The sequence below is a fragment of the Epibacterium sp. ABV4_022 genome, assembly GCF_056159345.1.
Window position 1 is genome coordinate 1,787,596 of sequence record NZ_JBSWVA010000001.1, and the last position, 23,426, is coordinate 1,811,021.

Here is a 23,426-nt window from a genome sequence, read left to right on the forward strand (position 1 = left end):
AAGCCGAAAGATCCCGATGAAACGATCACTTCATTCCGTAGAAAAGATCCCCTTACCAATGGGTTCATTGCTTGAGCAATATGTTATGGGGGAGGATTTTCTGGACAGCTATGCCGTCAGCGCTCATGTGCCTGTGCGAAAGGCTGCGGAAGAAATTGTGCGCTTTCCCGGCTGGGCTCGCTTGCTCGTCGGTCTGCGGAATGTTCTGACAGCACCATTTGGCCTGTCAGCCAACGGGCCCGAGGCGTCGGATAAGCTAGGCGTTTTCCCCGTCGAAGCAGAAACGAGTGATGAGATAATCGCCGGTTTCGATGATCGGCATCTGAATTTTCGTGTATCGGTATTATCGCGCGACGGCAGCGTGACTTTGTCCACATGGGTACGTCCGCACAATGCCGCTGGGCGACTATATCTCTGCGCGAATTTACCATTTCATATCGCCATCGCTCGTGACGCAGTCAGGCGTGTGGCGCGAATGGCCGATGCCACCCCACCATGAAGCTATGCTCTATCAGGGCTTTTAATGGAATGAAGCGTTCTATGCGTTCAGTCCCGGCATTTGATCGTTCACGTCAGTGTCTTCCTTTTGGGAATTACCCTGACAGCCGTGGTCATATGCTGGAAATTATTCCTAGTCCTTAGATCTTGGTCATTGAAATCACACCTTAGGCTAAAAGTTTGCAAAGGAACTTTCTAATGGAATATGAAGCAACAATTACCGTCTCCTCCGCAGAAGAACTCACCAATGCGCTTAATTCCGCAACAGGTGGTGAAACGATTCTGTTGGAACCCGGCGATTACGGAGATCTCGATATCTCTCCCAAGAGTTTGGATAACTCACATGGCGTATATAACAGCACCGTCACCATTCGTTCCGCAAACCCAGATGATCCAGCTGTGTTTTCGAGCGTTGGAATCGCAGGTGGGCAGAACATCCACTTTGCGGATTTGGAATTTGAACTGACCCCAACCGAAGAAACCACCACGACGACCCGCTTGTTCAATGTGCGCAACTGGTCGCCTGATGGGCGCGACGCCAGCAATATCACGGTTGAGAATTCAAAGTTTACCGGGCAGCCCGTCCCAGAGGAGCTGGGCGGCGATCCGCTGGACCACGAAGATGTCGCGGCGCATGGTGGTAATGTTGCGGGTATGAGCACCGGGATCGCGTTTTCGGCGCGTGGTGCTGAAAATGTCACGTTTGTTGGCAATGAAATCGACGGTTTTTTTCGGGGTGCGGTGTTTACCCAAATCGATAATCTGGATGTTTCAAACAACTATGTGCATGATCTTCGTTCTGACGGCTTCGATTTCGTTGAGGTCACAAATGTCCTGATCGAAGGCAATGAGATCCGCGACATGACCCCCTGGCGTCACGAGGATGCACCCGGCCGTGGCGACCACGCGGATTTGATCCAGTTTTGGACCGCCGGCACAGATTCCCCATCGGAGAACATTATCATCCGGGGTAATATCCTTATGGCCACGGATGGAGATGGATCCCAGTCGGTCTTCCTGCGCAATGAACAGGTCGACAGAGGTTTGGCCGGTGAGGAAATGTTCTATCGCAATATTCTGGTCGAAGACAATGTGGTCTACAACGCGGTGGCCAATTCCATCGTTGTGGGCGCAACGCATGGTTTGGAGATTAATAACAATACAGTCATCCAGAATCTTGATCGTGATTATGGAAGCGTGACGGTCCCATCCATCAGGCTGTCCCCTGCGTCTGTAGATGTCGCGATCCAGAACAATATCGTGCCGCGTATCGCCAACATGGAAGAATTGTTGGAGAGCGGATACACGATCTCGGGCAATTTGATTACTCAGAATACAAACCCCGGTGGGGAAAACTATGTTGGCAACATTTTCGTAGATGCGCTTTCGGGGATGTATTCTTCAATATCTGATTTACAATTTCTGCCCGATTCTGAATATGCGGGCCAGAACCTGGGGGCATCGCCCACGCAGTTTGACGCAACGCCGGACGCATTGACCCCGCTTGCCGTGGTCAGCTCGGGTGAGTTCAGCGGCAACGATTTTGCCTTTTCGTTTGATGCGGGCCTGACCGCGGATGCGCAAGGCTTCACCGATGAGCGGGCAACATATGTCTGGGATTTCGGCGACGGTACCCAAGCTTCGGGGCAGGCGGTGAACCACACCTATGCCGCGCCTGGCAATTATGTGGTAACCCTCACAGTGACGGGCGAGGATGGAACGGTTGCGGTCAACGAGATCCGGGCAAACGTGGACGAGCCGACCTTGTTTGAATTGGAACTGACTGCCGATGGCCCCGTGGATGGCTCCTCCTATGGGGTGGGTCTGAGCGGCGAAGGACTGGCAGATGCGGTTGTAACATTGGAGGATGGCAGCCTTGCGTATCATCTGAACAATGACACGACGATCACGTTGGATCGCTCCGCAGAGCACCTCTATAGCCAAGACCAGATTACCTTCAGCTTGGATCTCAAACGAGACATGGATAGCGATGGTGGCGGCTATCTAATGATGTGGATTAGCTCCATGCGCTTGCGCATGAACGATGATGGCTTCCTCACGTTTGATTTCTGGAATGCTGATGAGGAGCACTATGAGCTTGTGTCCGACATCGCGATCAGTGACACCGATTGGCACAATGTCGCCATCAGCTACAATTCACACAATGAACAGGCCGTGATGTATCTGGACGGCGAAGAAATCGGCAGCGCGCATATGGAGGGGCTGACCGATGTTCAGGAAAGCTGGGGCATGCAACTCGGCTATACATTCCAAGACAACTTCGAGGGTCTGATCCGGGATGTGCGTTATTTGAACGAAGCGACGGATGGTTCTGTGCCAGAACCCGAAGGTCCGGAAGAACCGCTCCCTGAAAATGTGATCGAACTCGAAGCGACTGGAGAAATACAGAGCGGCACCAGAGACGCGGATCTTATCCTGGGTACAGAGGTGGACGACATTGCCAAGGGGCTTGGCGGCGATGACGTTATCTACATGGGCGAGGGCAATGACCTTGTGAACGCCGGAGACGGTGATGACACGATGTACGGCGGCGCCGGCAACGACACGTTGCGTGGTTTCGAGGGCGAAGACATCGCATTTGGCGGCGAGGGTGACGACCTGATTTACGCCGATGTCGCTTTTGGTGAAGGAGGCAACGACACGTTGCGGGGCGACTCTGGCGCAGACAGCCTGTCAGGTGGCGAAGGCCGCGACGCAATCATCGGGGGGGCGGGCGATGACGTTCTATCCGGTGGCAATGGTGTTGATCGCCTGGCCGGCGGAGCGGGCGACGATGTTCTCATCGCTGATATGGAAGATGCGCGCCTCAGTGGCGGCAGAGGCTTTGACATCGTTGTTTTTGCAGAGGCTGCAGATGTATTTGAATTCGCGGGCAGGCGCGTCGACGGTATCGAAGCCATGGACTTCACCAATGGCCTTGAGAACACGCTAAATATCACCCGCTGGTATGATATCCGGCAGTCCAATCTAGATGAACTCGCAGTGTCTGGTGATCTGGGTGATGTTGTGAACATTGGCCTTGAAATGGAGGGCGACGGTCAAGAAGAGCGCGATGGTGTCACCTATGATCGCTATATTGGCGCAACGGGTGAGACCACTCTGTTGCTAGACGAAGATCTAACCGTCAACTGGTTGCTCTAGTTGGTCCAGCCTTTGAATGACGCCGGCTCTCACAGAGGTGAGGGCCGGTGTTATGTGTTATTTGGCTTCGGTCACATCGACGTACGCGCATGGCCTCTGACCTGCTCCATATAGAGGCCGCGCTCATAAGTTCGCTCTGTTCAGGTTTGATGTGCTACCCAACGGACCCGCGGCCGTTGTTAGAATTTCCGCGGTTCCATCAGGTTCACGGGCCGGTGTCGTGAACTGATTTCATCAGGTCTGCCGGGGCCTTTTTCCCGATAGCCCCGTGCGGGCGTTCTTCATTGTAGGCTCTACGCCAAACCTCGAACTGTTTGGCTACATCTTCAAGGCTCATGAACCAGTGCGCGTTCATGCGTTTCCGCTCCTCTCCCAACCAGGGGTTCTCTGCGGAAACCTATAGTCAAAACCGGGGGCGTTTTCTGGGATCACATCACAGGTCATGAGGCATCTGCCTTCGGTAAAACCGGGGTGGTTCACTTACCCGACAGTGTTCTAGCTGACGTATTGGCGCACAAGATCTATTCAGACCGTTTTCATACGACTGAAGAACTTTCGCTGGTGCGCGCAGACAGATATCCCACCCGACCCCAATATGGAGAAATATCCATATGTTTGCCTCCGCCGGCTGTCGCTATCAAGCGCTGGCAAAACGTCAAACAGGTAAACGACCATGAAATTCACGACCATTCTTGCGGCCCTTGCGCTGACGCTTTCCGCGCCTGCCTTTGCACAGGAAGCCAAAGACGCCGAAAAACAAAGTGCGCCTTCATCCGCTGCGGACAACCAGGAGCGTGGCACCAACGTCGGCAGGGGTACCCGAGGGACGGTTGCGTCCAATAAGGGCAGGACCGAGCTTCTGTAACCAATGGTTTGCTGCGCAGGTCGGCGCTGACAGGTGCAATTATCTGCCTCGTTTGTACCTGACAGACGTCGCCTGCGCGCAAATCAAGGTCCTAAAGAGTAACCTGTTCACCTGGCTTCGGGTTGGCCCGAACCGAACGGGTAGGTACCCATTTTAAGAAGAATTTTGAGTATCTGAGCCTCGCCAAATGAAAATCTACCTAAATGAACCCGATCACCTGATCCTGAAGGGCACAACGAACGTCATTACGGGTGTGTTGTGCATTATACTTCTTGCTGTCGTCGGGCTCAGCCTGAGCGCAGCCTTGGCCGGTTACTCCGTCGGTTGGGGCGTTGCTGTGGGGGGTGTTTTCATTGGCGGGGGTATTTTATGGCTGGTCTACCACAAAACAGAAGTTGTGTTTGATCGCGCCGGTAACCTCCTGACCCTGCGCAAGACCATGTTGCATGGCACGCGCGAGGACACCATCACGCTGGATAACGTGAAGCAGGCCGATGTTGATCTGAGGCGCAATGAGCGCAGCAACAACCGGCTGCACGCCAGCTATACCTATCGGCTGTGCGTGGTCACAGGCGCTGCCCAGAACCGGCATCGTGTTGCACTGTCTCATGGGTACACGACGAGCAGGCGCCATCTGTTGACGGCGCAGAAAATCAACGACTGGCTGGGCGTCCCCGATGCGCCGATCGCCGTTGGGCCCAGCATGGCAGATGTTGCCGAAGTCATCAAAACCTTGGGTTTTGGCAAAAGCACCTGACCCGAAATTCGCACTAACCTCAAAAGGCTCAAATCGTGTCTCAGTTCACAGAAACAACGCAAGTTGGCCTGTTCGCCCGGCTAAAAAACGCCATCAAAGGCATCGGGCTTGGGATCAGCTTTATCGGTATCGCTGTATATTTTCTGTTTTGGAACGAAGGCAATGCCGTGCGTACTGCTCGGGCGCTTGCCGAAGGGGCCGGCCTGGTCGTCTCGGTCGACCACACAGAAATAGATCCGCAAAACGAAGATCGCCTTCTGCATATAAGGGGCCCGATTGCGCTTGAGGTGCCGCTGGCGGATGTGGCGCTGGGGGTGGTCGCGTCTGCACAAACCGTGCGTCTTGAACGCAAGGTAGAGCAATTTGCCTGGATCGAAGACAAGCAAACCAAGACGGAGACAAAACTAGGTGGCGGGCAGGAAAAGACCACACGATACACCTATCGTCAGGATTGGACGGATGCGCCAGCCAGTGGAGCAGAGTTTCGGGTCCCCGAGGGGCATATGAACCCGCCGATGCCAATCGCATCGAAAGTGATCCGACAGCCAGAGGGCACAATTGGTGCTTTTACCGTAGATGATGAGATTTCAGATCTGGGCGGTTCGACACCAATGCGGTTGAACGCACAGCAAGCGGAGGATGTCGCGCGCGCCCTCTCGCTGGAGCAGCTGGCGAAACTGGTCGCGGGGCGGGTCGTTTTTGGTGCGGATGTCACGGCTCCTCAGCTTGGTGATATCCGGGTGAGCTATCACGCGTCTGAAATCGAGAAGGCAAGCGTGGTCGGTGTACAGCGCGGCGACACGTTGGTGCCCTACACTGCCCAAAATGGACGCAAGGTCTACTTGGTGGAAGAAGGACTGAAGACCGCGGACGAGATGTTCCAGACAGCAGTTTCCAACAACACCTTCAAAACCTGGATGTTGCGCATTGGTCTCATGGTCCTGCTGTTTTTGGGCTTCAAGGCGCTGTTCGGCGTGGTGGACGTGATTGCCAGCATTCTGCCTTTTCTAGGATGGATCACGGCCTCTGTTACCTCGTTGATCAGCGTCGCTCTTACGCTGGTTGTCGGTGGCACCACGATAGCGATTGCCTGGGTCTATTTCCGGCCTGTTCTGGCGCTCCTCATCATTGCTGTCGCTCTGGCTGGAGCTGCCGCCAGCGCCTATTGGCTGCGTAAATCAGCGCCCGAGACACCCGAGACACCCTGAATTTCCAACCTATTCCGCGTGACAGGACACAATATGAAACAGATATACCTTTCGATTGGGCTGATGTTTGGCGCAGGCGCGCTTCAAGCCGGGCAATTCTGCAAACTTGACGGCACCGAAATGTTCACCTGCACGTTGAAGGGCGGCACGCAGGGTGTCGAGGTCTGCAACGCAGTCTGGGCAGACGGGTTCAAGGCTGCCTATGGGTACTTCAAATCCAACGGCACAGTGGAAAAAGAGATCCTGCAGGACATGGCCACGATCACCGCATCGCCCTGGAACGGCATGGGGAATTTCATGAGCGAGTCCGTGACCTTTGATGGTGGCGGCGGCTACGGCTATGAGGTCTGGTGGGGCGGTGAACGCGCGGCAGATGCCACCGAAATGGGCGGGGTCAATGTTCTGAAAGACGGCGCGCTGATCGCTGATATTCCCTGTGACGCGGGCAGCGTAAACAGCGACCTGTCTTCGCTCATCGAACTGATCGAAGCGGCGCAGTAAGGGCTGTTATGATGCTGCCAAGAACTCTGTCAGCGGCTGTCATGATGATGATTGCGACCGGGTGGTCCGGCACAGCCAACGCGCAACCTGTTTGCGGCGGCGAGGTGCTGTTTCAATGTGCAACGGACAACGCCGACTTTCGCGAGCAGATTACCGTCTGCGCAAAGGATCACAGCTATATGCTGACACGTCACGCGTTGGCGTCGGGCGAAATGTACTATGACACGCCGCTGATCGCCGATGCGAATACAACGTGGTTCAGCTGGTCCGAGGACGATCAAGTACGGCTGGAAATCGGGTTCTGGAGCACCGACCTGGCGGAGCCCGTGACTCTGCATGCGGCGCTGCCATGGGACGACATGGAGGAAACGCTTGCAGCGACCGGCGAGTACAGCATGTGGCTGCAATCGCCGCATTGGCGCGCGCAAGTCGATCAGACACTATGCACGCCGGAAACGATCTATGCCGACCCCGAGGCACTGTGGGGCGCCCAGGATACCCGCGGCCCGATTGCCGCGTTCTTTTCCCAGGATGAGATCATTCCGCGCGTAAATACGGTTGGGGTGGCACGGGTGGCTGACACCTCTGATCACCCCGAGGGCTTGCCAGTCTATGCCGCTGCACGCCCCTCGGCCGCAACCCCGATCTGGTGGATGCTACAGCCCGGCGACATCGTTGATATCATTGATCGTGAAAATGATTTCGTCGCCGTTGCCATCCCGACACTGGGCCTGACGGGGTGCTTCTTGCGGCCCGAAGCCCTTGGCCAGCCCTACACCGGGCCCTGCGCCACAGGTTGGGTCGATGGCGCCTATCTTCAGCAAATACAATAACACCGCAGGCATGTGGCGCGCGGTTCCATTTGGCCTAAGCCAGGCACACGCGCCGCACCTGTTTAAGGAGAATACAATGAAAGCACTGGTTCTAACTGCAGCCCTGACCTGCACTGCGGGCACTGCAAGTGCCTTGTGTGAGGACGCGTGGTATTTGCGGAATATGGCCTTCGACAGAGCAGGTTATTGCTTTGGCTCTGCCCTGGGTAAGTCGGTTTTTAGTGCTGAGTGTTCGACGAAATCTCCCAGCCTGAATGACTGGGATCAGCGAATGGTCAGCGCACATAAACAACTGGAAGCCAGCTATAGCTGTAAGATTAATACCAAAGGTCGCCATTTGGCCTCTTCGTTGATCGGAAAGCTGGATGATGTCGACCTCTTGCCGACGCTGTCACAGTTTGAATCCTCCTGTGTTGGCTACACTGGCGCACCGGTTACCCTGACCAGTGGCATCGGCATGCGTGACAGCTATCCGACAGGCACCATACAAGGCGGCGCGACGGTGTACTTTCGTTTTGAACCATGGGGTGGGTTTGAGTTCGTTGAGACGAAGACGGGAGCGGGCTGGATTCCCGAAGGATCGGTCAGCCCCGATGACTGCACTGCCTTTGCTGGGTGAACGGGCTCATGCGTTCGAAGTTGCTTTGTCTTTTGGCCTTTGCGCCTGTCGTTGGTCATGCGGAGTGCCTGCCGTCTGAAACCCAGGCCCTATCATGCGCCTTGCCGAGTGGAGGGCGTCTGGAACTTTGCTGGACGCCGCAAGACGCCCGATTGGCGTTTGAAAAAGAGCCGGGCCTTCCCGCCGAAGTCAGCGTTCCTTTAGGGGATGTGACAGGTCTCACCGCGAATGACTGGGCGTCCTCCACACTGCGCGGCGTGGGGGCGAGCTATGAAGTTTACGTATCTGGACAGATTGCAGGCATGAACCTGATCCGGGACGGCGGTGGAGCCTCTTCATATACTTGTGCAACCGGCACAGTGAATGGATCGCGTGCGGAGCTGAACGAAGCGGCACTTTACGCCCCAGCCTCAAAGGAGAACTAAACGTGCGGTCGTTTTTGACAATATTCGGGGTCAGCCTACTGAGCTCTGCCGGAGTGGCACAGGCCTTTTGCGACGACATTCTGGCGACACAGGTGCTGTGCCTTACTGAGGATGCAGATGAAATCAAAGTCTGCAGCAGTCAGCATCCTGAAACAGGAGATCCTGTGTTTGAACTCCACGTGACGCCTCAGATCTCGGATGGTCCGATCTATCGGCTTGCCGCCGATGTACCTTTCGGCATGACGCCGGGTACGGGCGGGTTCCCGTGGGATGTGCATGAGTTTTCTTTTCTGCATGAGGGCGGGCGCGCTGTACTCAGTGTGAAAACACCTATGGATACTGACGACACCTCTGATGCGGAGATTTGGCTGGATCTGTTTGGACGTGGAACCGCCCCGGATCGCAGCCTCTCTTGCATGCAACCGGCCTTGAGTGCGGAAATCGACAACCTCTTGGCGTTGCGTCGCGTCTCAATGAATACCATGCGGACGGGGCCAAGCGCCGATAGCGCTCCGTTCTACCAGCCCAGCAAGCCCATCACCGGAGCCACGCCTCATGGCAGCTACGACTGTCGAGAGGTCGCCGGGGTGTTGAGCAATGAAGGCACCGAAAACGGCCAGATCGCGCTCTATGCGGCACCATCAGACGAGGCCGCGATCCTTGGCTATGCCTTTCCCTCCGTTCTTGGCTCCGCTTTTGAATGCGTCTCTGAGGACGGCTACTCTGGCATAATCTGGATAGATCCCAACAAAGGCGACGGTGCCGGTGGCTATATGGCCCAGCTCGATTATGAGGAACGTCTGGCTGCGTGCTCCATGACGCCCGATGATTGGCCGCCGAACATGGCTTACCGGGGCAATTGCTCCAGCGCGTGGGTGAAACAAGGCAATATTGCCGGGTTTGGGGGCTAACGCAAATGAAGCGCTACTTAATCGCGGCGAGTTTCGCCGCCTGTGCAGCTCCGGCCTTTGCCGGCTGTGAGGGCGGCGGGACACAGGTATTCTATTGTGACACGGAGAACGCCTCTCGCGGCCAAGTGTGCCTGCAGAATGACACCGTTCAGTTCCGCGGCGGTCCTGACCTGTCTGACCCTGTCTATGACCTGTCCATGCCCGTGCGGTTCATGCCCTACCTTTCAACTGGTCTCGCGCAATCCGAAGAAGATTTTAGCTACATCCGTTTTTATGAAGGAAAACGGGTTTTCACTGTGGGCGTAGATCGGGATCTGGAATTCGCCTCCGTGTCTCTGGGACTGGCGCATGACGTCCTGCCTGCGAACGACGAGGCCTGTAATCCGGATTCTATTGTCGATAACTTCCACATGCTTGACCAGTTTGCCCATACTACGGGCCGGGTTGCTCCGGTTGTATCCGTTCCCGAGGTGTCACGGGACTGTGGGTCGATCCATGCACTGCGGCCTGCGGAGTGGATGGAGGACAAGGACGTCACTCCGATCCACCTCGGGCCTGAGGAGGTCACAACCGAGGTCATCCCGGTGGATCAGAAAGTGCGCGTCTGTGGCGCTCCGGTTGAGGGCTGGCAGGGGGTACGGTTCCAGTCATATGGGTTTGAGTGCGATTTGAACGCACCGGATGCAATCGGCGCTGTGTGTAGCTCCGGCTATGTGCGCCTGTCTCAACTTGCAGAGAGCTCTGGCCCGGCGTCAGAGCTTTCCCGCCCACAGGCGCTTGCCTGTCAGGCTGGTGGCTTTCGGTTTGTGATGGCGCGCGCCGATAACGGGGCCGTCGCAATTGAAAACGATCAGCTGCGTTTGACCCTGTCACCGGGATCGGGGCCACAGACCACCACCGGCACCGGGTCTGAGCAGGTCATGCGCTTGAACGACAAGCTAACCCTTTCGGTCTCTTACGAGACGCTTGAACTCAATGCGTCCCACAGCGAGCAGGGCCAGCAATCCGGCATCTGCGTACCTGTAGATCTGAGCGAAGTGTCAAAATGATCTGAGATTTGCCCCTGCTGCGGGTTTACCCATGGCAGGACTTTGTTTTTCAAACCAGTTTCCAGGAATACCTTGATGATTTTCAATCGGGCTCTTGCGACAACCGTCGCATTGATATTGTCGCATAGCGCAGCGTCTGCCGCAGATCTGGCAACCATCGGCGGCGCCAATTTTTCCCAATCTTCCGCACAAATCCGCGCAACTTTTGAGGCGGAGGGCTATCGCTGTGAACGCATGGACGTGATGGACCCTGACGATGGAAGACTCGATGAAAAAGGCTGCGCACTTTGGAAGGACGAGTTTTCCTTTTCTAGCTCGGATACGCGCGTGATGTGGACGATGCGCTATCAAAAAGACAACGAGATGCGGATCCTCGTCCTTGGTGAGCAGCAAGACCAGGATCGCGTGTTGATGCTTGGCCAGGCCACGTTTTTCGAAGATGCGGCCATCGAGATGTCCTCCTCGGAATTCCTGGAGGATAGGCATGCTGTATTGTTCGAGGTCACACCGACATTCGGCACCTTCGATCCCTCTGAGGATGCGTTAGATCTGTGCTTTCTGATGACGGAAGACGCTACTGTACTGACCCCTGCGGGCTTGCCGAGTTCTGCTTTGGAGGAGAACCAGAGGTTTCTTGGCTCTCCAATCAGTCCCGCAGCCATCCTCTGCGAACGTTGGATGAACCACAAACGCGATGCGGTTGTCGATTTTGCCCGATCAGATGCAGGACCAGCTTATGCGCGTAAGGTCGTGTATTACACCGAGGGCGGTAAACCTCAACAATACATGGATATGTTGTGGAACGTTCAGGCAACTGTGGATTGGAACAGTGGAAGCGTTCCTACTTTGGACAAATAGCATTTTGCAGCAAACAAAAGGTCACTGGCCATGAAAGGTTCCGTTCGCCGTTGAACCTTTCATGGCAATCCTCTTGTGGGTCATGCCCTTCAGAGTGCAGCCAAGTTGACCAGCGCCCAAACCGTAGAAGGATATGCCCGGCGAGGAAACAGTGCAGAGGCGGCAGCGTGTTGCTCTCACGGCTAGAAAATTCCCCTTAACTCCTTAATAAAGATTGATATCTCGGATTTTGAATTTAACCTTGTGGCACTTCAAAATCTGTGAGATCGAACCATGCACGCCCCCTTCGACCTGATGGTGGATATCACCGAAGCGCCTTCTCTTGATGCAAAGTATGAGATTTTTTCGAGCTTCATTGAGGCGGAGTATGGCTACATCGGTGTCAACTACGTCCTTTTCACAGATACGCGGTCGCTACAGGGCATTCACAGCAACCATGTCTCAAAACGGTCGGGTCTCCCCGATGAATGGCGTGAGATCTATCAGCGAAACAACTATGCTCGGGACGATCTTGGCATGCGGATGGGTGCCTTGGCCCATCAACCCATCCTCCAATCGAGCTTTTACCGTCTATTGCAGGAGGAGAAGCTGCCCCAAAATTTAGCCCGTGTGGTGGGCGGGGTGCGCGATTTCGTGTCGTCTGGAGTGGTAATCCCACTTGAGGCCAATGGTGTCAGAGCAGTCGTGGGACTTTATGATACCTCAGGAAAAATTGCCAACCATGACGCGCGTTTTGAAAGGGACAGGACGATCATCCAAACGCTCGCAACTCATCTTCACATGTGCAGTGATTGGACGGACGACATAATAGTCCAGATGGGTTTGAGCGATATGAACCTACAGGTGCTGCGTTTGAAAGCGCAAGGCCTGCGGGTGAAGGAAATCCTATATGAAATCAAGCGGGACAATCCCAAAACTGTTGATAATCACATGCAACGCATCCGCAAGGCTTTGGGTACACGCAACGACATGGAGACTATTCAGCGTGCGGCGAAGCTTGGGTTGCTACAAGAGGATAGCCTACACGCTTACCAGGTTAACCCCCAGCTTTATGACGCGCTGAGGCTACGGTGAAATCAGATTGGGAAACCGTTTGTGTCAGAGATTTCATGAATCTCTCCACTGGAATGCCAAAGGTCCTGTTGGGGCTGTGAGCCGATCGGTGTGCCTTAGGGGGCATGACGTGCAGCACAATCGCCGCGTTGGAGCTGGTCTTTGGGAGACAGCGACCGAAGGCCCGGAACGTGCTGGCAGCCTCCTTGTGCCTGCCGCGGTGTCTGCCGCGCGCGGCGCACGACAGCCCCGCATATCTCCAAACCCCGAACGGCGACCACGTCCGCGTGCGGCCGTTGCTGCGCAACAATCGTTTCTTCACCTCTTTGACTAGGAGTAACGGTAGCAAGCAGAGGGTGACGACATTGACTGATTTAGAAAAGTGTAAGGCTTGTCGCAACGGTAAGGGGTTCGAGATCCCCATTTCGATGGCGTTTCAGCCGATCGTTTCGCTCGGGGCTGGCAAGGTTTTTGCCTATGAGGCTCTTGTGCGGGGACAAGACGGGTCCGGCGCCGGGCAAGTGTTCGAACAGGTAAACGAAGACAACCTCTATGCCTTCGATCAGACATGTCGAAAAACCGCAATCGAACATGCCAGCCGCCTGGACCTCGGGGACAGCGGGGCGCTTCTTTCGATCAACTTCCTGCCCAACGCGGTCTACGATCCAAATGCTTGCATTCGACTGACGTTGGAAACAGCCAAAAAGACAGGCTTTCCGCTAACTCAGATCATGTTTGAGTTCACTGAAGTCGAACGGATCTCCGTTCCGCATCTTCTCAATATTCTCAGCACGTATCGCCGCCTTGGTTTCCTGACTGCAATTGACGATTTCGGGTCAGGCTATGCCGGCCTCGACCTGCTGTCGCGCTTCCAGCCCGATGTGGTCAAGCTCGATGCTGGTCTGATCAGAGACATTGACGACTCAAACGTCAAACAAACCATTGTTCGGCACGTGGTCAGGATGTTGGAGCAGCTTGGTATCATCGTCGTCGCTGAAGGTATCGAGACAGAGGGTGAGTTCTCTTGTCTCTACGACCTGGGCATCGACTTGATGCAGGGCTGGCTGTTCGCCAAGCCAGGTTTTGAAAGCCTGCCCGGAGTAAAATGGCCGCAAGCCCTTGTGGAGCCGCGGAATAGCCGCCCGGCATGAGACACCCGCTGTAAGATCCGTCGCGTTGGATCACATGTCGCCGCAAAGTGCGGGCGTTGCGCCGCGACGCATTTGGCAGGTTGCACGCGCTATTCCGTCGCGCGGGTGCGTCGTTCCTCGGCAGAGATCGCTTCGGCCAGATGCAGGAAACTTGCCGGGTTGCCGCTCGACGCGCGCCAGGCCAGGCCGACCTGCCGGTCGAGGCCGGGTTTCAGGGCGACGACGCTGACATCGCCTTTGCGGTTGTCGATTTCCGATTGCGTGTAGGATCGCGGCATCAGCGTCACCCCCATGCCGAGCGCAACCATCTGCCGGATCGCGTCCAGGCTGGTCCCGTCGATGTCATCCCGCATTTGAGCGCCGACTGATTGCGCCAGGGTCTCGACCTGTTGTCGCAGCGAATAGGCCGGGTTCAGGCTCAGAAGCTGCTCCTGCTCCAGCTCGCGCCTGTGCACCGTGCCGGCGTCAGCCAGCGGGTGGTCGCGCGGCACCACCAGATGCAATGGCTCACGGAACATGGGGTGAAAGCAGATGTCATCCCGCAGGATCGGCGCCTGCGTGAGGATCAGGTCATGTTTGCCCGCGGCAAGGTCGTCCAGCAGGTCGCGCGAGGGACCGTCCCGGATGATCAGTTTGAACTCCGGGTAGGTTTCATGCAGGCGCTTCAGAACCAGCGGCAGGATATAGGGGCCGATGGTCGGCGACGACCCCAGTCGCAGGGTGCCGGTCAGGGTGTCATGCCGTGTGGCCGAGGCATTCACCAGCAGGTCGCAATCCGCAAGAATGCGTTCCGCCTTGGCGGCGATGTCGCGGCCGGCCGCGGTCAGGATCAGCCCGTTGCGCCGCCGTTCGACCAGCGATGTTCCGACGATCTCCTCCAGCGCCGCGATCTGCAGGCTGAGCGAGGGTTGGCTGATGCCCAGCTGTCGCGCGGCGCGGCGATACTGCAGGGCGCGGCTCAGGACCACAAAATAGCGCAGGTGGCGCAAGCTGAGTTCTGGCATTCCGCCCTCCTGAATGTGGCCCCAGTAGAATAGGTTATTTCTATGCTAATCCATATTAGAATTGTATTGCTTGTGGTCAATGCCCTCCCCACATGACCTGTACCTGCACAGCAAGCACGCAGGATTGTTCGGTAAATAGGAGGTTCGAGATGAAAGACAGCCCCAAGGTCAAAGCGTTTTCCTTGGAGGTTCGGTTGACGAAACTGCGCCTGAAGCACCAAACGCTCAAAGCGAGGATCGCGCGTGAAATGAAACGCCCGTCCCCCTGCAGTGCGAGCCTGCAGATGCTGAAACGTCAGCGGTTGCGGATCAAGGACGAGATCGTCAGCTGCGCCAAACGGCTGCACTCTCTGGGGCACACGACCTTGGCCCAGCGAGAATGGATATAGGGAGCCGCCGATGTTTCTGATGATCCCTCTCACCCACACGACGTCGCCGCATTGGCACAGCGGCGACCTCGACGATATGCGCCGTGCCATTCTGGACGAGGATGAAGACTGCGACGGACCCGACGGAGGCTGTCCCGATGTCATCCCCTTGACCGTTGCGTCAAGGTCCAGAACCTAGCCGGCTGCCGCTCCCCTCACGGACATGGGAGCAGGGACCCCTGATCACCGTCGCCGCGTTTGCGGGCGGTGATCGGGGGTATCACCGTTTCTCCGAAACACTACAGCGCGCGCCCCTCTCGGGCTTCAGCCGCGCAAGCGGGGGCGTGTTGCGCAATCAGGCAGGTGCAATGGCGCGTTCAATAGTGGCCACGTCGATCCGTGACATATGCATCATGGCCTCAAAAGCCCGTTGCGCAGGGGCGCCTCCGGTCTCCATCGCCTCCATCAGCACCCGTGGAGTGATTTGCCAGGAAATGCCCCAGCGATCACGGCACCAACCGCAGGCACTCTCTTCGCCGCCATTGGTGACAATGGCGTCCCAGTAGCGGTCGGTTTCCGCCTGATCTTCGGTCGAAACCTGAAAGGAAAACGCCTCGCTATGGGAAAAGCGGGTGCCACCGTTCAGGCCGAGGCACGGGAGGCCCAAGACGGTGAAGGAGACGGTCAGCACCGTGCCCGCCGTACCCCCCGGATAATCGGCGGGCGCGCGGTTGACCGCGTGCAGCGCGCTGTCGGGAAAGGTCTCGGCATAGAACCCTGCGGCGGCTTCTGCCTCGGTCTCATACCAGAGACAGATGGTGTTCTTTGCAAGTGGCATGATGGGACCTCCTGTTGTGAGGGTCTGGCATGGTGCGCTGTCAAAGCGGGCGCGCGGGGCAGGGGCGTCAACTGCGCGCGCTGCAATCGAGCAGGGGCTCAAACCCGCCCCACATCATGCGCATGCCGTCAAAGGGCATGTCGGGAATGTCGGGGGCATCCTGTTTTTCGTCCATCAGCTTGATGGCCTGCAAATAGGTCTCCCGGTCGGGCCAGGTGGTCCAGCCGATGACCGGAACTTCGCCGTCCTGCGCCTTGGTTGCACGGAAGAAATCGGTCTGTTTGCCCTTGGGGATATCGGTGCCCCAGGCTTCGGTGATGCTGCTGGCACCGCCGCTTTGGAACATCTGCCAGATCGGTTCGATCATGGCCTCATACTGCGATTTGTTGTCTTCGGGCACGGCGAGCAGGAAGCCCTGATAATAGCCGGTGTCGGGCGTTTCTCCGGCCGCAAAGAGCGGGGAGAAGCCGCCAAAGATCATGCGGGCGCCATCAAAGGGCATCTCCGGCAGATCTGTTATGGCGGGGTCGTTTTCCATTTTCTGCCAGGAGGCATCCGCGGTCGCCTTGTCGGGCCATTCCATCCAGGAAAACACCACCGTTTCATCGTCCTGCGCGGCCACGGCCTGATAGAAATCGGTGATTTTTCCGCTTGGCACATCGCTGCCCCAGGTCTCCACCATGCGCAAGGCACCATAGGAGCGGAACAGCGGCCAGGCGGCCTTGGCATGGTGCAGGTACTTGTCCTTGTTGGCGGTTGGAACGGCTGCCACGGCACCTGTGAAATAACTCATGATGTATCACCTCTCAAAAAAGAACAGGCAGGCGAATCCCTGCTTGCAGCATCAGCGTGCCAGCGGTAGTATGAAAAAACAACTGAAAGTACCAAAAAGTGACTAAACAGGCAAAGCCCAAACGACCGCGCTACGACGAAGGCTGCCTTGCGGCGCATGCGCTGAACCTGATCGGCGACCGCTGGGCGTTGCTTGTGGTGCGCGAATTGATGTTCACGCCCAAACGGTTCCAGATGATCCGCGCCGGTCTGCCGGGGATCACCGCAAGCGTGCTCACCGGGCGTTTGACGCAACTGGTGGAGATCGGCGTGGTGCTGCATGACACGCGGCTAGGGCTCTATTCCCTGAGCGGGCAGGGGCGGGGCCTGCTGCCGGTGCTGGAATCCCTGTGCCGCTGGGCGCTGATGATGCCGGGACATGATCCGTCGCGGTTCATCAGCCCGTCTGCCCTGATGATCTCCATGGGGGTGAACCTGATCCGGGAACGCGCCATGGGGCGCCGCCTGGCCGCAGGCTTTGATTTCACCGATGAGGCGTTTGAGATGCGTCTGGACGGCGCGGCTCTTGAGACCCGCTTTGTGATCCCGCCGCAGGCCCCGTTTGTGATCACGGGGACCGGGAACACAATGGCGGCTGCGGTCTATGGTGCAAGGCCGCTGCCGGACCTTGTGGCGGCCAATATGGTCACCGTCAGCGGCGACATGGCGGCGGCGCAGGAGTTTCTGGCGCTGTTCCAGCTGGCAAAGACCTGATCGCGGGGTATTCTCGAGGATTTTCAGGCTGTTATTCAAAAGAGCCATTTTTTTCAGTGGAAAGCCCGGAAAATGGCATTTCTGCGCTTGACGCCCCCCGCGACCTGCGAATATTACACCCCAACGTTCAGCCACGGTGCTGGACGCAACAGCAAGCGGTTGTAGCTCAGTTGGTTAGAGTGCCGGCCTGTCACGCCGGAGGTCGCGGGTTCGAGCCCCGTCAACCGCGCCACTGTTGCCCTGCCTGAAGGGCCTCTTAGGAGGATCAGGACCGTCCCGGAGGGAAGCTGCTGGCCAAGGTCAGCAATGAAAGTGCGGTTGTAGCTCAGTTGGTTAGAGTACCGGCCTGTCACGCCGGGGGTCGCGGGTTCGAGCCCCGTCAACCGCGCCACTTTCACCCCGCCTGTGGGGCCTGTCACAAGGCATCAGGACCGTCCCGGAGGGAGCCCGCTGGCCGAGGCCAGCACTGAAAATGCGCGGTTGTAGCTCAGTTGGTTAGAGTGCCGGCCTGTCACGCCGGAGGTCGCGGGTTCGAGCCCCGTCAACCGCGCCACTTTCACCCCTTCTTCCTTAAAGCTCTCAAAACACAGGCATTTGACGCGCCGTGGCGCGATCACTGCGGTTTTGCCTTTTCCTGTGCGGGCGCGGGCGACACAGTGGGGATCACCCCAGCCATCCGTTGACAGATGAGAGCCAGCCCATGTCTTTGCCAGAAAGCCCCCCTGAAACCCAACCCACAATCCGCGTGATTGCGATGCCGACCGACACCAACCCGGCAGGCGATATCTTTGGCGGCTGGTTGATGAGCCAAATGGACCTTGCCGCAGGCACCATCGCTGCGCGGGTGTCAAAAGGACGGGCCTCGACCGTGTCGGTCGAAGAAATCCAGTTTCACCGCCCGGTTCTGGTCGGCGACGAGGTCTCGCTTTATGCGGAAATGCTGAAGATCGGGCGGACCTCGATGCGAATACGTGTCCGTGCGTGGCGGCGGGCTCGTCATCAGGAAGAGACCCAGCAGGTGACCGAAGCGATCTTTACCTTTGTGGCGCTGGATGACCACGCGCGCCCAAGGCCGGTGCTGCGCGCGGAGGAATAAGAGCCGCGTTTAGTTTAAGGATCGTATCGTCCGACCGTTAGGTTGGACAGCCCCCACCCTAGGTCGGGGGCTGTCCTTGTGGCTGAGACGGGGGCGCTGAGTGCCCCCGGGATGCTTTATGCCTTGCTCAACGCATCCAGCACCCGCGCCCAGGAGCGGATGCCTTTGTGAAAGCTCTCCAGGTCATATTTCTCATTCGGAGAGTGGATCGCGTCATCCTCATTGGCAAAGCCGATCAGCATCGCGTCCATTCCGAGGATCGACTTGAAATAGCCGGCCACCGGGATGGACCCGCCCATGCCCGAGAACACCGCCTCGCGGTTCCATTCCTCGGTCAGCGCGCCACGGGCGGCCTCAAACTCGGGGCGGGTGGTGTCGATGACATAGGCGGGCGCTCCATCCAGATCGAGATCCCATTTCACGGTGCAATCCGTGGGCAGGCGATCCTCGACATGTTTGCGGATCTTCTTGCGCAGGTCTGCCGGGTCCATGTCGCCCACCAGACGGCAGGTGATCTTGCAATGCGCCTCGGACGGAATCACTGTCTTGGTGCCCGCGCCCTGATAGCCGCCCCATAGACCGTTGATCTCCAGCGTCGGACGCGCCCATTGCTGTTCCAGGGTGGAGTACTTCTTCTCGCCATGCGCCTCGGTGTAGCCGGCGTTGGACAGGTAGTCTTTTTCGTCAAATCCGCAGCCTTCCCACTGGCGCAGGATATCGGCGGGCACCTCATGCACCCCCTCATAGAACCCCTCCACGGCGACGGCACCGGTTTCGGGGTCGTGGAAAGAGGCGATGATGTGGGATATTTCGCGCAGCGGGTTGAGGCCGGGGCCGCCGTAATGACCGGAATGCAGGTCGATCTTGGGGCCGATCAGGGTGAACTCATCCTTCATCATGCCGCGCAGTTGCGACGCCACCGACGGCACCCCGCGCGCCACCATCGACGTATCGCAGATCAGCGCAATATCCGCCGACAGCTCTTCCTTGGCCGCGTTGAGGAAGGGGATCAGCGAGGGCGAGCCGGATTCCTCTTCGCCCTCAAAGAAGAAGGTGATGCGGCAGGGCAGGGTGCCATGCACCGCCTGCCAGGCGCGGCAGGCCTCCACAAAGGTCATCAGCTGGCCCTTGTCATCCGATGCCCCACGGCCCCGGATCACTGTGCCATTGGCGGTCTCTTCGAGCTTCGGCTCAAAGGGCGGCGTGTTCCACAGGTTCAGCGGATCCACCGGCTGCACGTCGTAATGGCCGTAAAACAGCAGATGCGGGCCGTCGGTGTTGTCTTCGCCCACATGGCCCACCACCATGGGGTGGCCCGGTGTTTCACGCTTTTCGGCCTTGATGCCGATGGAATTCAGATCCTTCACCAGCCAGTCAGCGGCGGCGTCACAGTCGGCCTTGTAGGCGGGGTCGGTGGAAATGGAGGGAATACGCAAAAGCTCCAGCAGCCGGTCGGTGGCGGCGGAAATATCGGAATCGATTTTGTCGAGAACTGGGGTAAGGGACATGGGTCGCTCCTGAAAATAGTGCCTGCCCGCACCGGGCGCGATCACACATCGACAGGGCCGGGCGGGTCTCGGGGCGGAGCCTAGCAGTGCACTCTGACAAGGGCCAGTCGCACGATTGTATCAGAACATCGCGGGCGGTTTTCGGCGGGTGCGGGGCTTTTCAAATACCCTCTATGCGCAAAACTCGTTGCAGAACAAAGGTTTCCGATCCGCGACATCGCCCACCCCCTGCGGCGTTTTGCGCGCCAGCTGCATGGCAGCTTTGATGGTCGGCATGCTTGCCCGAAATCCAGAATGGTTCTAAAACCCCTGAAAGGTTTATTTGACCTGTATCAAGGATGGTGGGGGCCGTGACACTCTATCACGTTGATGAGGACAAGGGTGCCGGTTAGATACCGCGACAAGGATTGCGGCGGTTGCTGCCCCGAGGGGCAGGTCGGGATCAAGACGCAGCCAGGCCGGAGTGGCACCGGCAGACAGCTATGGAGATGACGGTGGACTATACCGCACAACTCGACGCAGCGATTGAACGCCTTCACGAGGAAGGCCGCTATCGGACGTTCATTGATATCGAACGCCGTCGCGGTCAGTTCCCGCATGCGGTCTGGACCCGCCCCGATGGCAGCGAGCAGGAGATCACCGTCTGGTGCGGCAATGACTACCTCGGCATGGGCCAGCATCCGGTTGTGCTGAAGGCAATGCGCGAAGCGATCGACGCCACCGGTGCGGGCTCCGGCGGGACGCGTAATATCTCCGGCACCACGGTCTACCACAAGGAACTGGAACACGAGCTGGCCGATCTGCATGGCAAGGAGGCGGCACTTCTGTTCACCTCCGCCTATATCGCCAATGACGCGACCCTGTCGACGCTGCCCAAGCTGCTGCCGGGGCTCATCATCTATTCCGACGCGCTGAACCATGCCTCGATGATCGAGGGCGTGCGCCGCAACGGCGGCGCCAAGCGGGTCTTCCGCCACAATGACGTCGCCCATCTGCGCGAGTTGCTGGAGGCCGACGATCCCGCCGCGCCCAAGCTCATCGCCTTTGAGAGCATCTATTCCATGGACGGCGATTTTGGTCCGATCGAGGAAATCTGCGATCTCGCCGATGAGTTCAACGCGCTGACCTATATCGACGAGGTGCATGCGGTGGGCATGTATGGCCCGCGCGGCGGGGGCGTGACCGAGCGCGACAACCTCGCGCATCGCATCGACATCATCAACGGCACCCTCGCCAAGGCCTATGGCGTCATGGGCGGCTATATCGCGGCGTCGGAAAAGATGTGCGACGCGATCCGCTCCTATGCGCCGGGGTTCATCTTCACCACCTCGCTGGCGCCGTCTCTGGCGGCCGGGGCTGCGGCCTCCGTGCGCTATCTGAAAACCGCGCAGGAGCTGCGCGACAAACATCAGGAACAGGCACGCATCCTGAAAACCCGGCTCAAGATGATGGGGCTTCCGATCATCGACCATGGCAGCCACATCGTGCCGGTGATGGTCGGCAACCCGGTGCACACCAAGAAACTGTCGGACATGCTGCTGGCGGATTACGGGATCTACGTGCAGCCGATCAATTTCCCCACCGTGCCGCGTGGCACCGAACGGCTGCGTTTCACGCCGTCTCCGGTGCATGGGGGCGGGGAAATGGATCACCTTGTACGTGCAATGGACAGTCTGTGGTCGCATTGTGCGCTAAATCGCGCCGAATTGGCCGGTTAATCCACAGCGAAGTGTTCTGTAAACGGAATCGTGTTATCGTTTCATCAATGAAACCTCGCTGACGAATCGGGAATCGGGTGATACAGCGGGGAATGTCGCAAAACGGCAGGTATCGATGGGACAGCAGGCATGATCGGGCGCCTTACGCAGCGCACATCCAAACGTCGTGAAGACACGTCAGAAGCCCCCCGCGGTTTTGACGATTTCGAGTTGCGACTTGGTGACATGATGCGCGGCGAACGCGCCACCATGGGCAAATCGCTCCTGGACGTGCAGCGTGAGTTGCGGATCAAGGCCTCCTACATCGACGCCATCGAGAATTGCGACCCCTCCGTCTTTGATACGCCGGGCTTCATCGCTGGCTATGTCCGGTCCTATGCCCGCTATCTGGGTATGGATTCCGAGCGCGCGTTTGAGGCCTTCTGCGCCGAAAGCGGCTTCTCCGTGGCCCATGGCATGTCGTCCGAGGCCTCCGTGCGCAAGCGCCAGGATCTGCCCGCCGCAAGTCCCAAAGGGCTGGGCGGCGATGCCTTTGCAACCTCCACGACCCCTTTTGTACCTGTGTCCGACGGGATCTGGTCGCAGATCGAACCCCGGGCGATCGGGTCGTTGCTGGTGCTGTTCATGGTGATCGGATGTCTGGGCTACGGCGGCTGGCTGGTGCTGCGCGAGGTGCAGCAGGTGACCTTTGCGCCGGTCGACCAGACACCGGAGGTGCTGGCGGAACTGGATCCGCTGGCCTCCGCCGCGCTCACCACAGCAGGGGCAACCACAGAAGACCCCGCCGCAGAGGCGCTGGACCGGCTCTATCGCCCGCAGGCGCTGGACGTGCCGGTGCTGGTGGCGCGCGATGCGCCGATTTCCACCCTCGATCCGCGCGCCCAGGGCAACTTTGCTGCGCCGGAGCAGCCGGGTGTTGTGCTGGCCGAGGCGAGATTGCCCGCAGATGCGGCGTCCGAAACCCAGGTGCCGCAGGTGCTTGAACCGGAGACCCCCTCGGTCGAGATGCTGGCGGTGCGCCCTTCCTGGGTGCAGGTCAAGGCCGCCGACGGCAGCGTAATCTATGAAACCATCATGGAGCCGGGTCAGACCTTCTCGGTGCCGCTGACCGAGGATGCGCCGCGCCTGCGCACCGGCGAAAGCAGCGCCATCTACTTCGCGGTCAATGGCCAGCACTACGGCCCCGTTGGCGGCCGCGGGCAGGTGACCAAGAATGTGGTTCTGTCGCCGGATGCGCTGAGCGAACGCTTCCAGGTTGCAGATCTGGACGCCGAGCAGAACAAGGCCCTGGCCATCATGGTCGCCCAGTTGCGCGCCGCCACCCAGCCGGTGCCCGGCACCGATTGACCCGCGCCGTTTGGTGCGCGCGCACCGATCAACTCTTTGACCGAGGCCCCGGACAGCCATTGCAGGCGCCGGGGCCTCGGCCTATTTAAGGCGCAAGCGACACGCAGGACGA

At 58.2% G+C, this 23,426-nt stretch carries 22 protein-coding genes, 3 tRNA genes and 1 pseudogene; 21 read left to right on the forward strand and 5 right to left on the reverse strand.

Annotated elements, in window-relative coordinates; translation table 11 throughout:
- The first annotated feature begins 16 nt into the window (after positions 1-16).
- Positions 17-499, forward strand: coding sequence for a DUF2867 domain-containing protein (locus ACXAF5_RS08425; protein ID WP_474946259.1), 483 nt, complete (start codon positions 17-19; stop codon positions 497-499).
- A 197-nt stretch (positions 500-696) separates the two neighbouring features.
- The gene (locus ACXAF5_RS08430; RefSeq protein WP_474946260.1) at positions 697-3,660 is read left to right on the forward strand and encodes a PKD domain-containing protein; all 2,964 of its coding nucleotides are present in this window, start codon (positions 697-699) and stop codon (positions 3,658-3,660) included.
- 205 nt (positions 3,661-3,865) lie between these two features.
- Here ACXAF5_RS08430 and ACXAF5_RS08435 read toward each other — a convergent pair.
- Positions 3,866-4,015 (reverse strand): annotated as a pseudogene (locus ACXAF5_RS08435) (integrase core domain-containing protein); the annotation flags it as partial.
- A gap of 318 nt (positions 4,016-4,333) precedes the next feature.
- On the opposite strand from ACXAF5_RS08435, the gene ACXAF5_RS08440 reads away from it, so the two are divergent.
- The 11 genes from ACXAF5_RS08440 to ACXAF5_RS08490 all read left to right on the forward strand — a co-directional run bounded on the left by ACXAF5_RS08440 (position 4,334) and on the right by ACXAF5_RS08490 (position 13,890).
- On the forward strand, positions 4,334-4,525 hold the full coding sequence (locus ACXAF5_RS08440; RefSeq protein ID WP_474946261.1) for a hypothetical protein: 192 nt from the start codon (positions 4,334-4,336) through the stop codon (positions 4,523-4,525).
- Positions 4,526-4,712: 187 nt separating this feature from the next.
- Positions 4,713-5,282: a hypothetical protein gene (locus ACXAF5_RS08445; protein ID WP_474946262.1), complete on the forward strand. Its 570-nt coding sequence runs from the start codon at positions 4,713-4,715 to the stop codon at positions 5,280-5,282.
- Positions 5,283-5,317: 35 nt separating this feature from the next.
- Complete coding sequence (locus ACXAF5_RS08450) at positions 5,318-6,490, forward strand: TMEM43 family protein (RefSeq protein ID WP_474946263.1); 1,173 nt, start codon at positions 5,318-5,320, stop codon at positions 6,488-6,490.
- 33 nt (positions 6,491-6,523) lie between these two features.
- Positions 6,524-6,991, forward strand: a complete 468-nt coding sequence (locus ACXAF5_RS08455) for a hypothetical protein (protein ID WP_474946264.1) — start codon at positions 6,524-6,526, stop codon at positions 6,989-6,991.
- 179 nt (positions 6,992-7,170) lie between these two features.
- The gene (locus ACXAF5_RS08460; protein WP_474946265.1) at positions 7,171-7,824 is read left to right on the forward strand and encodes a hypothetical protein; all 654 of its coding nucleotides are present in this window, start codon (positions 7,171-7,173) and stop codon (positions 7,822-7,824) included.
- A 76-nt stretch (positions 7,825-7,900) separates the two neighbouring features.
- Positions 7,901-8,443: a DUF4453 domain-containing protein gene (locus ACXAF5_RS08465; RefSeq protein WP_474946266.1), complete on the forward strand. Its 543-nt coding sequence runs from the start codon at positions 7,901-7,903 to the stop codon at positions 8,441-8,443.
- 478 nt (positions 8,444-8,921) lie between these two features.
- Complete coding sequence (locus ACXAF5_RS08470) at positions 8,922-9,779, forward strand: hypothetical protein (RefSeq protein ID WP_474946267.1); 858 nt, start codon at positions 8,922-8,924, stop codon at positions 9,777-9,779.
- A gap of 5 nt (positions 9,780-9,784) precedes the next feature.
- Complete coding sequence (locus tag ACXAF5_RS08475) at positions 9,785-10,828, forward strand: hypothetical protein (protein ID WP_474946268.1); 1,044 nt, start codon at positions 9,785-9,787, stop codon at positions 10,826-10,828.
- A gap of 75 nt (positions 10,829-10,903) precedes the next feature.
- Positions 10,904-11,686 carry a hypothetical protein gene (locus ACXAF5_RS08480; protein ID WP_474946269.1) on the forward strand — a complete coding sequence of 261 codons (783 nt, stop codon included), beginning with the start codon at positions 10,904-10,906 and terminating at the stop codon, positions 11,684-11,686.
- A gap of 273 nt (positions 11,687-11,959) precedes the next feature.
- On the forward strand, positions 11,960-12,760 hold the full coding sequence (locus ACXAF5_RS08485; protein WP_474946270.1) for an autoinducer binding domain-containing protein: 801 nt from the start codon (positions 11,960-11,962) through the stop codon (positions 12,758-12,760).
- Between the two features lie 344 nt (positions 12,761-13,104).
- A complete protein-coding gene (locus ACXAF5_RS08490) occupies positions 13,105-13,890 on the forward strand; it encodes an EAL domain-containing protein (protein WP_474946271.1) in 786 nt (261 codons plus the stop codon).
- Positions 13,891-13,979: 89 nt separating this feature from the next.
- Here ACXAF5_RS08490 and ACXAF5_RS08495 read toward each other — a convergent pair whose 3' ends face one another.
- Complete coding sequence (locus tag ACXAF5_RS08495) at positions 13,980-14,894, reverse strand: hydrogen peroxide-inducible genes activator (RefSeq protein WP_474946272.1); 915 nt, start codon at positions 14,892-14,894, stop codon at positions 13,980-13,982.
- Positions 14,895-15,043: 149 nt separating this feature from the next.
- Between ACXAF5_RS08495 and ACXAF5_RS08500 the strand changes: the two genes are divergently transcribed.
- Complete coding sequence (locus ACXAF5_RS08500) at positions 15,044-15,283, forward strand: YdcH family protein (RefSeq protein ID WP_239358809.1); 240 nt, start codon at positions 15,044-15,046, stop codon at positions 15,281-15,283.
- 334 nt (positions 15,284-15,617) lie between these two features.
- On the opposite strand, the gene ACXAF5_RS08505 is transcribed toward ACXAF5_RS08500, so the two are convergent.
- Both ACXAF5_RS08505 and ACXAF5_RS08510 read right to left on the reverse strand, forming a co-directional pair.
- On the reverse strand, positions 15,618-16,100 hold the full coding sequence (locus tag ACXAF5_RS08505) for a VOC family protein (RefSeq protein WP_474946273.1): 483 nt from the start codon (positions 16,098-16,100) through the stop codon (positions 15,618-15,620).
- Between the two features lie 67 nt (positions 16,101-16,167).
- Positions 16,168-16,893, reverse strand: coding sequence for a DUF1428 domain-containing protein (locus tag ACXAF5_RS08510; protein ID WP_474946274.1), 726 nt, complete (start codon positions 16,891-16,893; stop codon positions 16,168-16,170).
- 98 nt (positions 16,894-16,991) lie between these two features.
- On the opposite strand from ACXAF5_RS08510, the gene ACXAF5_RS08515 reads away from it, so the two are divergent.
- From ACXAF5_RS08515 to ACXAF5_RS08535, 5 genes are all read left to right on the forward strand, one after another.
- Positions 16,992-17,645: a winged helix-turn-helix transcriptional regulator gene (locus ACXAF5_RS08515; protein ID WP_474946275.1), complete on the forward strand. Its 654-nt coding sequence runs from the start codon at positions 16,992-16,994 to the stop codon at positions 17,643-17,645.
- A gap of 155 nt (positions 17,646-17,800) precedes the next feature.
- Positions 17,801-17,877: transfer RNA gene (locus ACXAF5_RS08520), tRNA-Asp, on the forward strand.
- A gap of 82 nt (positions 17,878-17,959) precedes the next feature.
- Positions 17,960-18,036, forward strand: a tRNA-Asp gene (locus ACXAF5_RS08525).
- A gap of 85 nt (positions 18,037-18,121) precedes the next feature.
- A tRNA-Asp gene (locus ACXAF5_RS08530) sits at positions 18,122-18,198 on the forward strand.
- Positions 18,199-18,345: 147 nt separating this feature from the next.
- Positions 18,346-18,741 carry an acyl-CoA thioesterase gene (locus ACXAF5_RS08535; protein WP_005622856.1) on the forward strand — a complete coding sequence of 132 codons (396 nt, stop codon included), beginning with the start codon at positions 18,346-18,348 and terminating at the stop codon, positions 18,739-18,741.
- 116 nt (positions 18,742-18,857) lie between these two features.
- Here ACXAF5_RS08535 and ACXAF5_RS08540 read toward each other — a convergent pair whose 3' ends face one another.
- Positions 18,858-20,249 carry a dipeptidase gene (locus ACXAF5_RS08540; RefSeq protein ID WP_474946276.1) on the reverse strand — a complete coding sequence of 464 codons (1,392 nt, stop codon included), beginning with the start codon at positions 20,247-20,249 and terminating at the stop codon, positions 18,858-18,860.
- 482 nt (positions 20,250-20,731) lie between these two features.
- Here ACXAF5_RS08540 and hemA point away from each other — a divergent pair, with 482 nt between their 5' ends.
- Positions 20,732-21,967, forward strand: coding sequence for a 5-aminolevulinate synthase (gene hemA, locus ACXAF5_RS08545; RefSeq protein WP_474946277.1), 1,236 nt, complete (start codon positions 20,732-20,734; stop codon positions 21,965-21,967).
- A 129-nt stretch (positions 21,968-22,096) separates the two neighbouring features.
- Positions 22,097-23,314 carry a helix-turn-helix domain-containing protein gene (locus tag ACXAF5_RS08550; RefSeq protein ID WP_474946278.1) on the forward strand — a complete coding sequence of 406 codons (1,218 nt, stop codon included), beginning with the start codon at positions 22,097-22,099 and terminating at the stop codon, positions 23,312-23,314.
- Positions 23,315-23,426: the final 112 nt, after the last annotated feature.

Bases quoted from the DNA above. Each gene is read 5' to 3' on its own strand.
- ACXAF5_RS08425 (WP_474946259.1), top strand. From the start codon at position 17: ATGAAACGATCACTTCATTCCGTAGAAAAGATCCCCTTACCAATGGGT.
- ACXAF5_RS08455 (WP_474946264.1), top strand. From the start codon at position 6,524: ATGAAACAGATATACCTTTCGATTGGGCTGATGTTTGGCGCAGGCGCG.
- ACXAF5_RS08475 (WP_474946268.1), top strand. From the start codon at position 9,785: ATGAAGCGCTACTTAATCGCGGCGAGTTTCGCCGCCTGTGCAGCTCCG.
- ACXAF5_RS08485 (WP_474946270.1), top strand. From the start codon at position 11,960: ATGCACGCCCCCTTCGACCTGATGGTGGATATCACCGAAGCGCCTTCT.
- ACXAF5_RS08495 (WP_474946272.1), bottom strand. From the start codon at position 14,894: ATGCCAGAACTCAGCTTGCGCCACCTGCGCTATTTTGTGGTCCTGAGC.
- ACXAF5_RS08510 (WP_474946274.1), bottom strand. From the start codon at position 16,893: ATGAGTTATTTCACAGGTGCCGTGGCAGCCGTTCCAACCGCCAACAAG.
- hemA (WP_474946277.1), top strand. From the start codon at position 20,732: ATGGAGATGACGGTGGACTATACCGCACAACTCGACGCAGCGATTGAA.
- ACXAF5_RS08550 (WP_474946278.1), top strand. From the start codon at position 22,097: ATGATCGGGCGCCTTACGCAGCGCACATCCAAACGTCGTGAAGACACG.
- ACXAF5_RS08460 (WP_474946265.1), top strand. From the start codon at position 7,171: ATGCTGACACGTCACGCGTTGGCGTCGGGCGAAATGTACTATGACACG.
- ACXAF5_RS08445 (WP_474946262.1), top strand. From the start codon at position 4,713: ATGAAAATCTACCTAAATGAACCCGATCACCTGATCCTGAAGGGCACA.
- ACXAF5_RS08500 (WP_239358809.1), top strand. From the start codon at position 15,044: ATGAAAGACAGCCCCAAGGTCAAAGCGTTTTCCTTGGAGGTTCGGTTG.
- ACXAF5_RS08480 (WP_474946269.1), top strand. From the start codon at position 10,904: ATGATTTTCAATCGGGCTCTTGCGACAACCGTCGCATTGATATTGTCG.
- ACXAF5_RS08465 (WP_474946266.1), top strand. From the start codon at position 7,901: ATGAAAGCACTGGTTCTAACTGCAGCCCTGACCTGCACTGCGGGCACT.
- ACXAF5_RS08535 (WP_005622856.1), top strand. From the start codon at position 18,346: ATGTCTTTGCCAGAAAGCCCCCCTGAAACCCAACCCACAATCCGCGTG.
- ACXAF5_RS08505 (WP_474946273.1), bottom strand. From the start codon at position 16,100: ATGCCACTTGCAAAGAACACCATCTGTCTCTGGTATGAGACCGAGGCA.
- ACXAF5_RS08540 (WP_474946276.1), bottom strand. From the start codon at position 20,249: ATGTCCCTTACCCCAGTTCTCGACAAAATCGATTCCGATATTTCCGCC.
- ACXAF5_RS08430 (WP_474946260.1), top strand. From the start codon at position 697: ATGGAATATGAAGCAACAATTACCGTCTCCTCCGCAGAAGAACTCACC.
- ACXAF5_RS08440 (WP_474946261.1), top strand. From the start codon at position 4,334: ATGAAATTCACGACCATTCTTGCGGCCCTTGCGCTGACGCTTTCCGCG.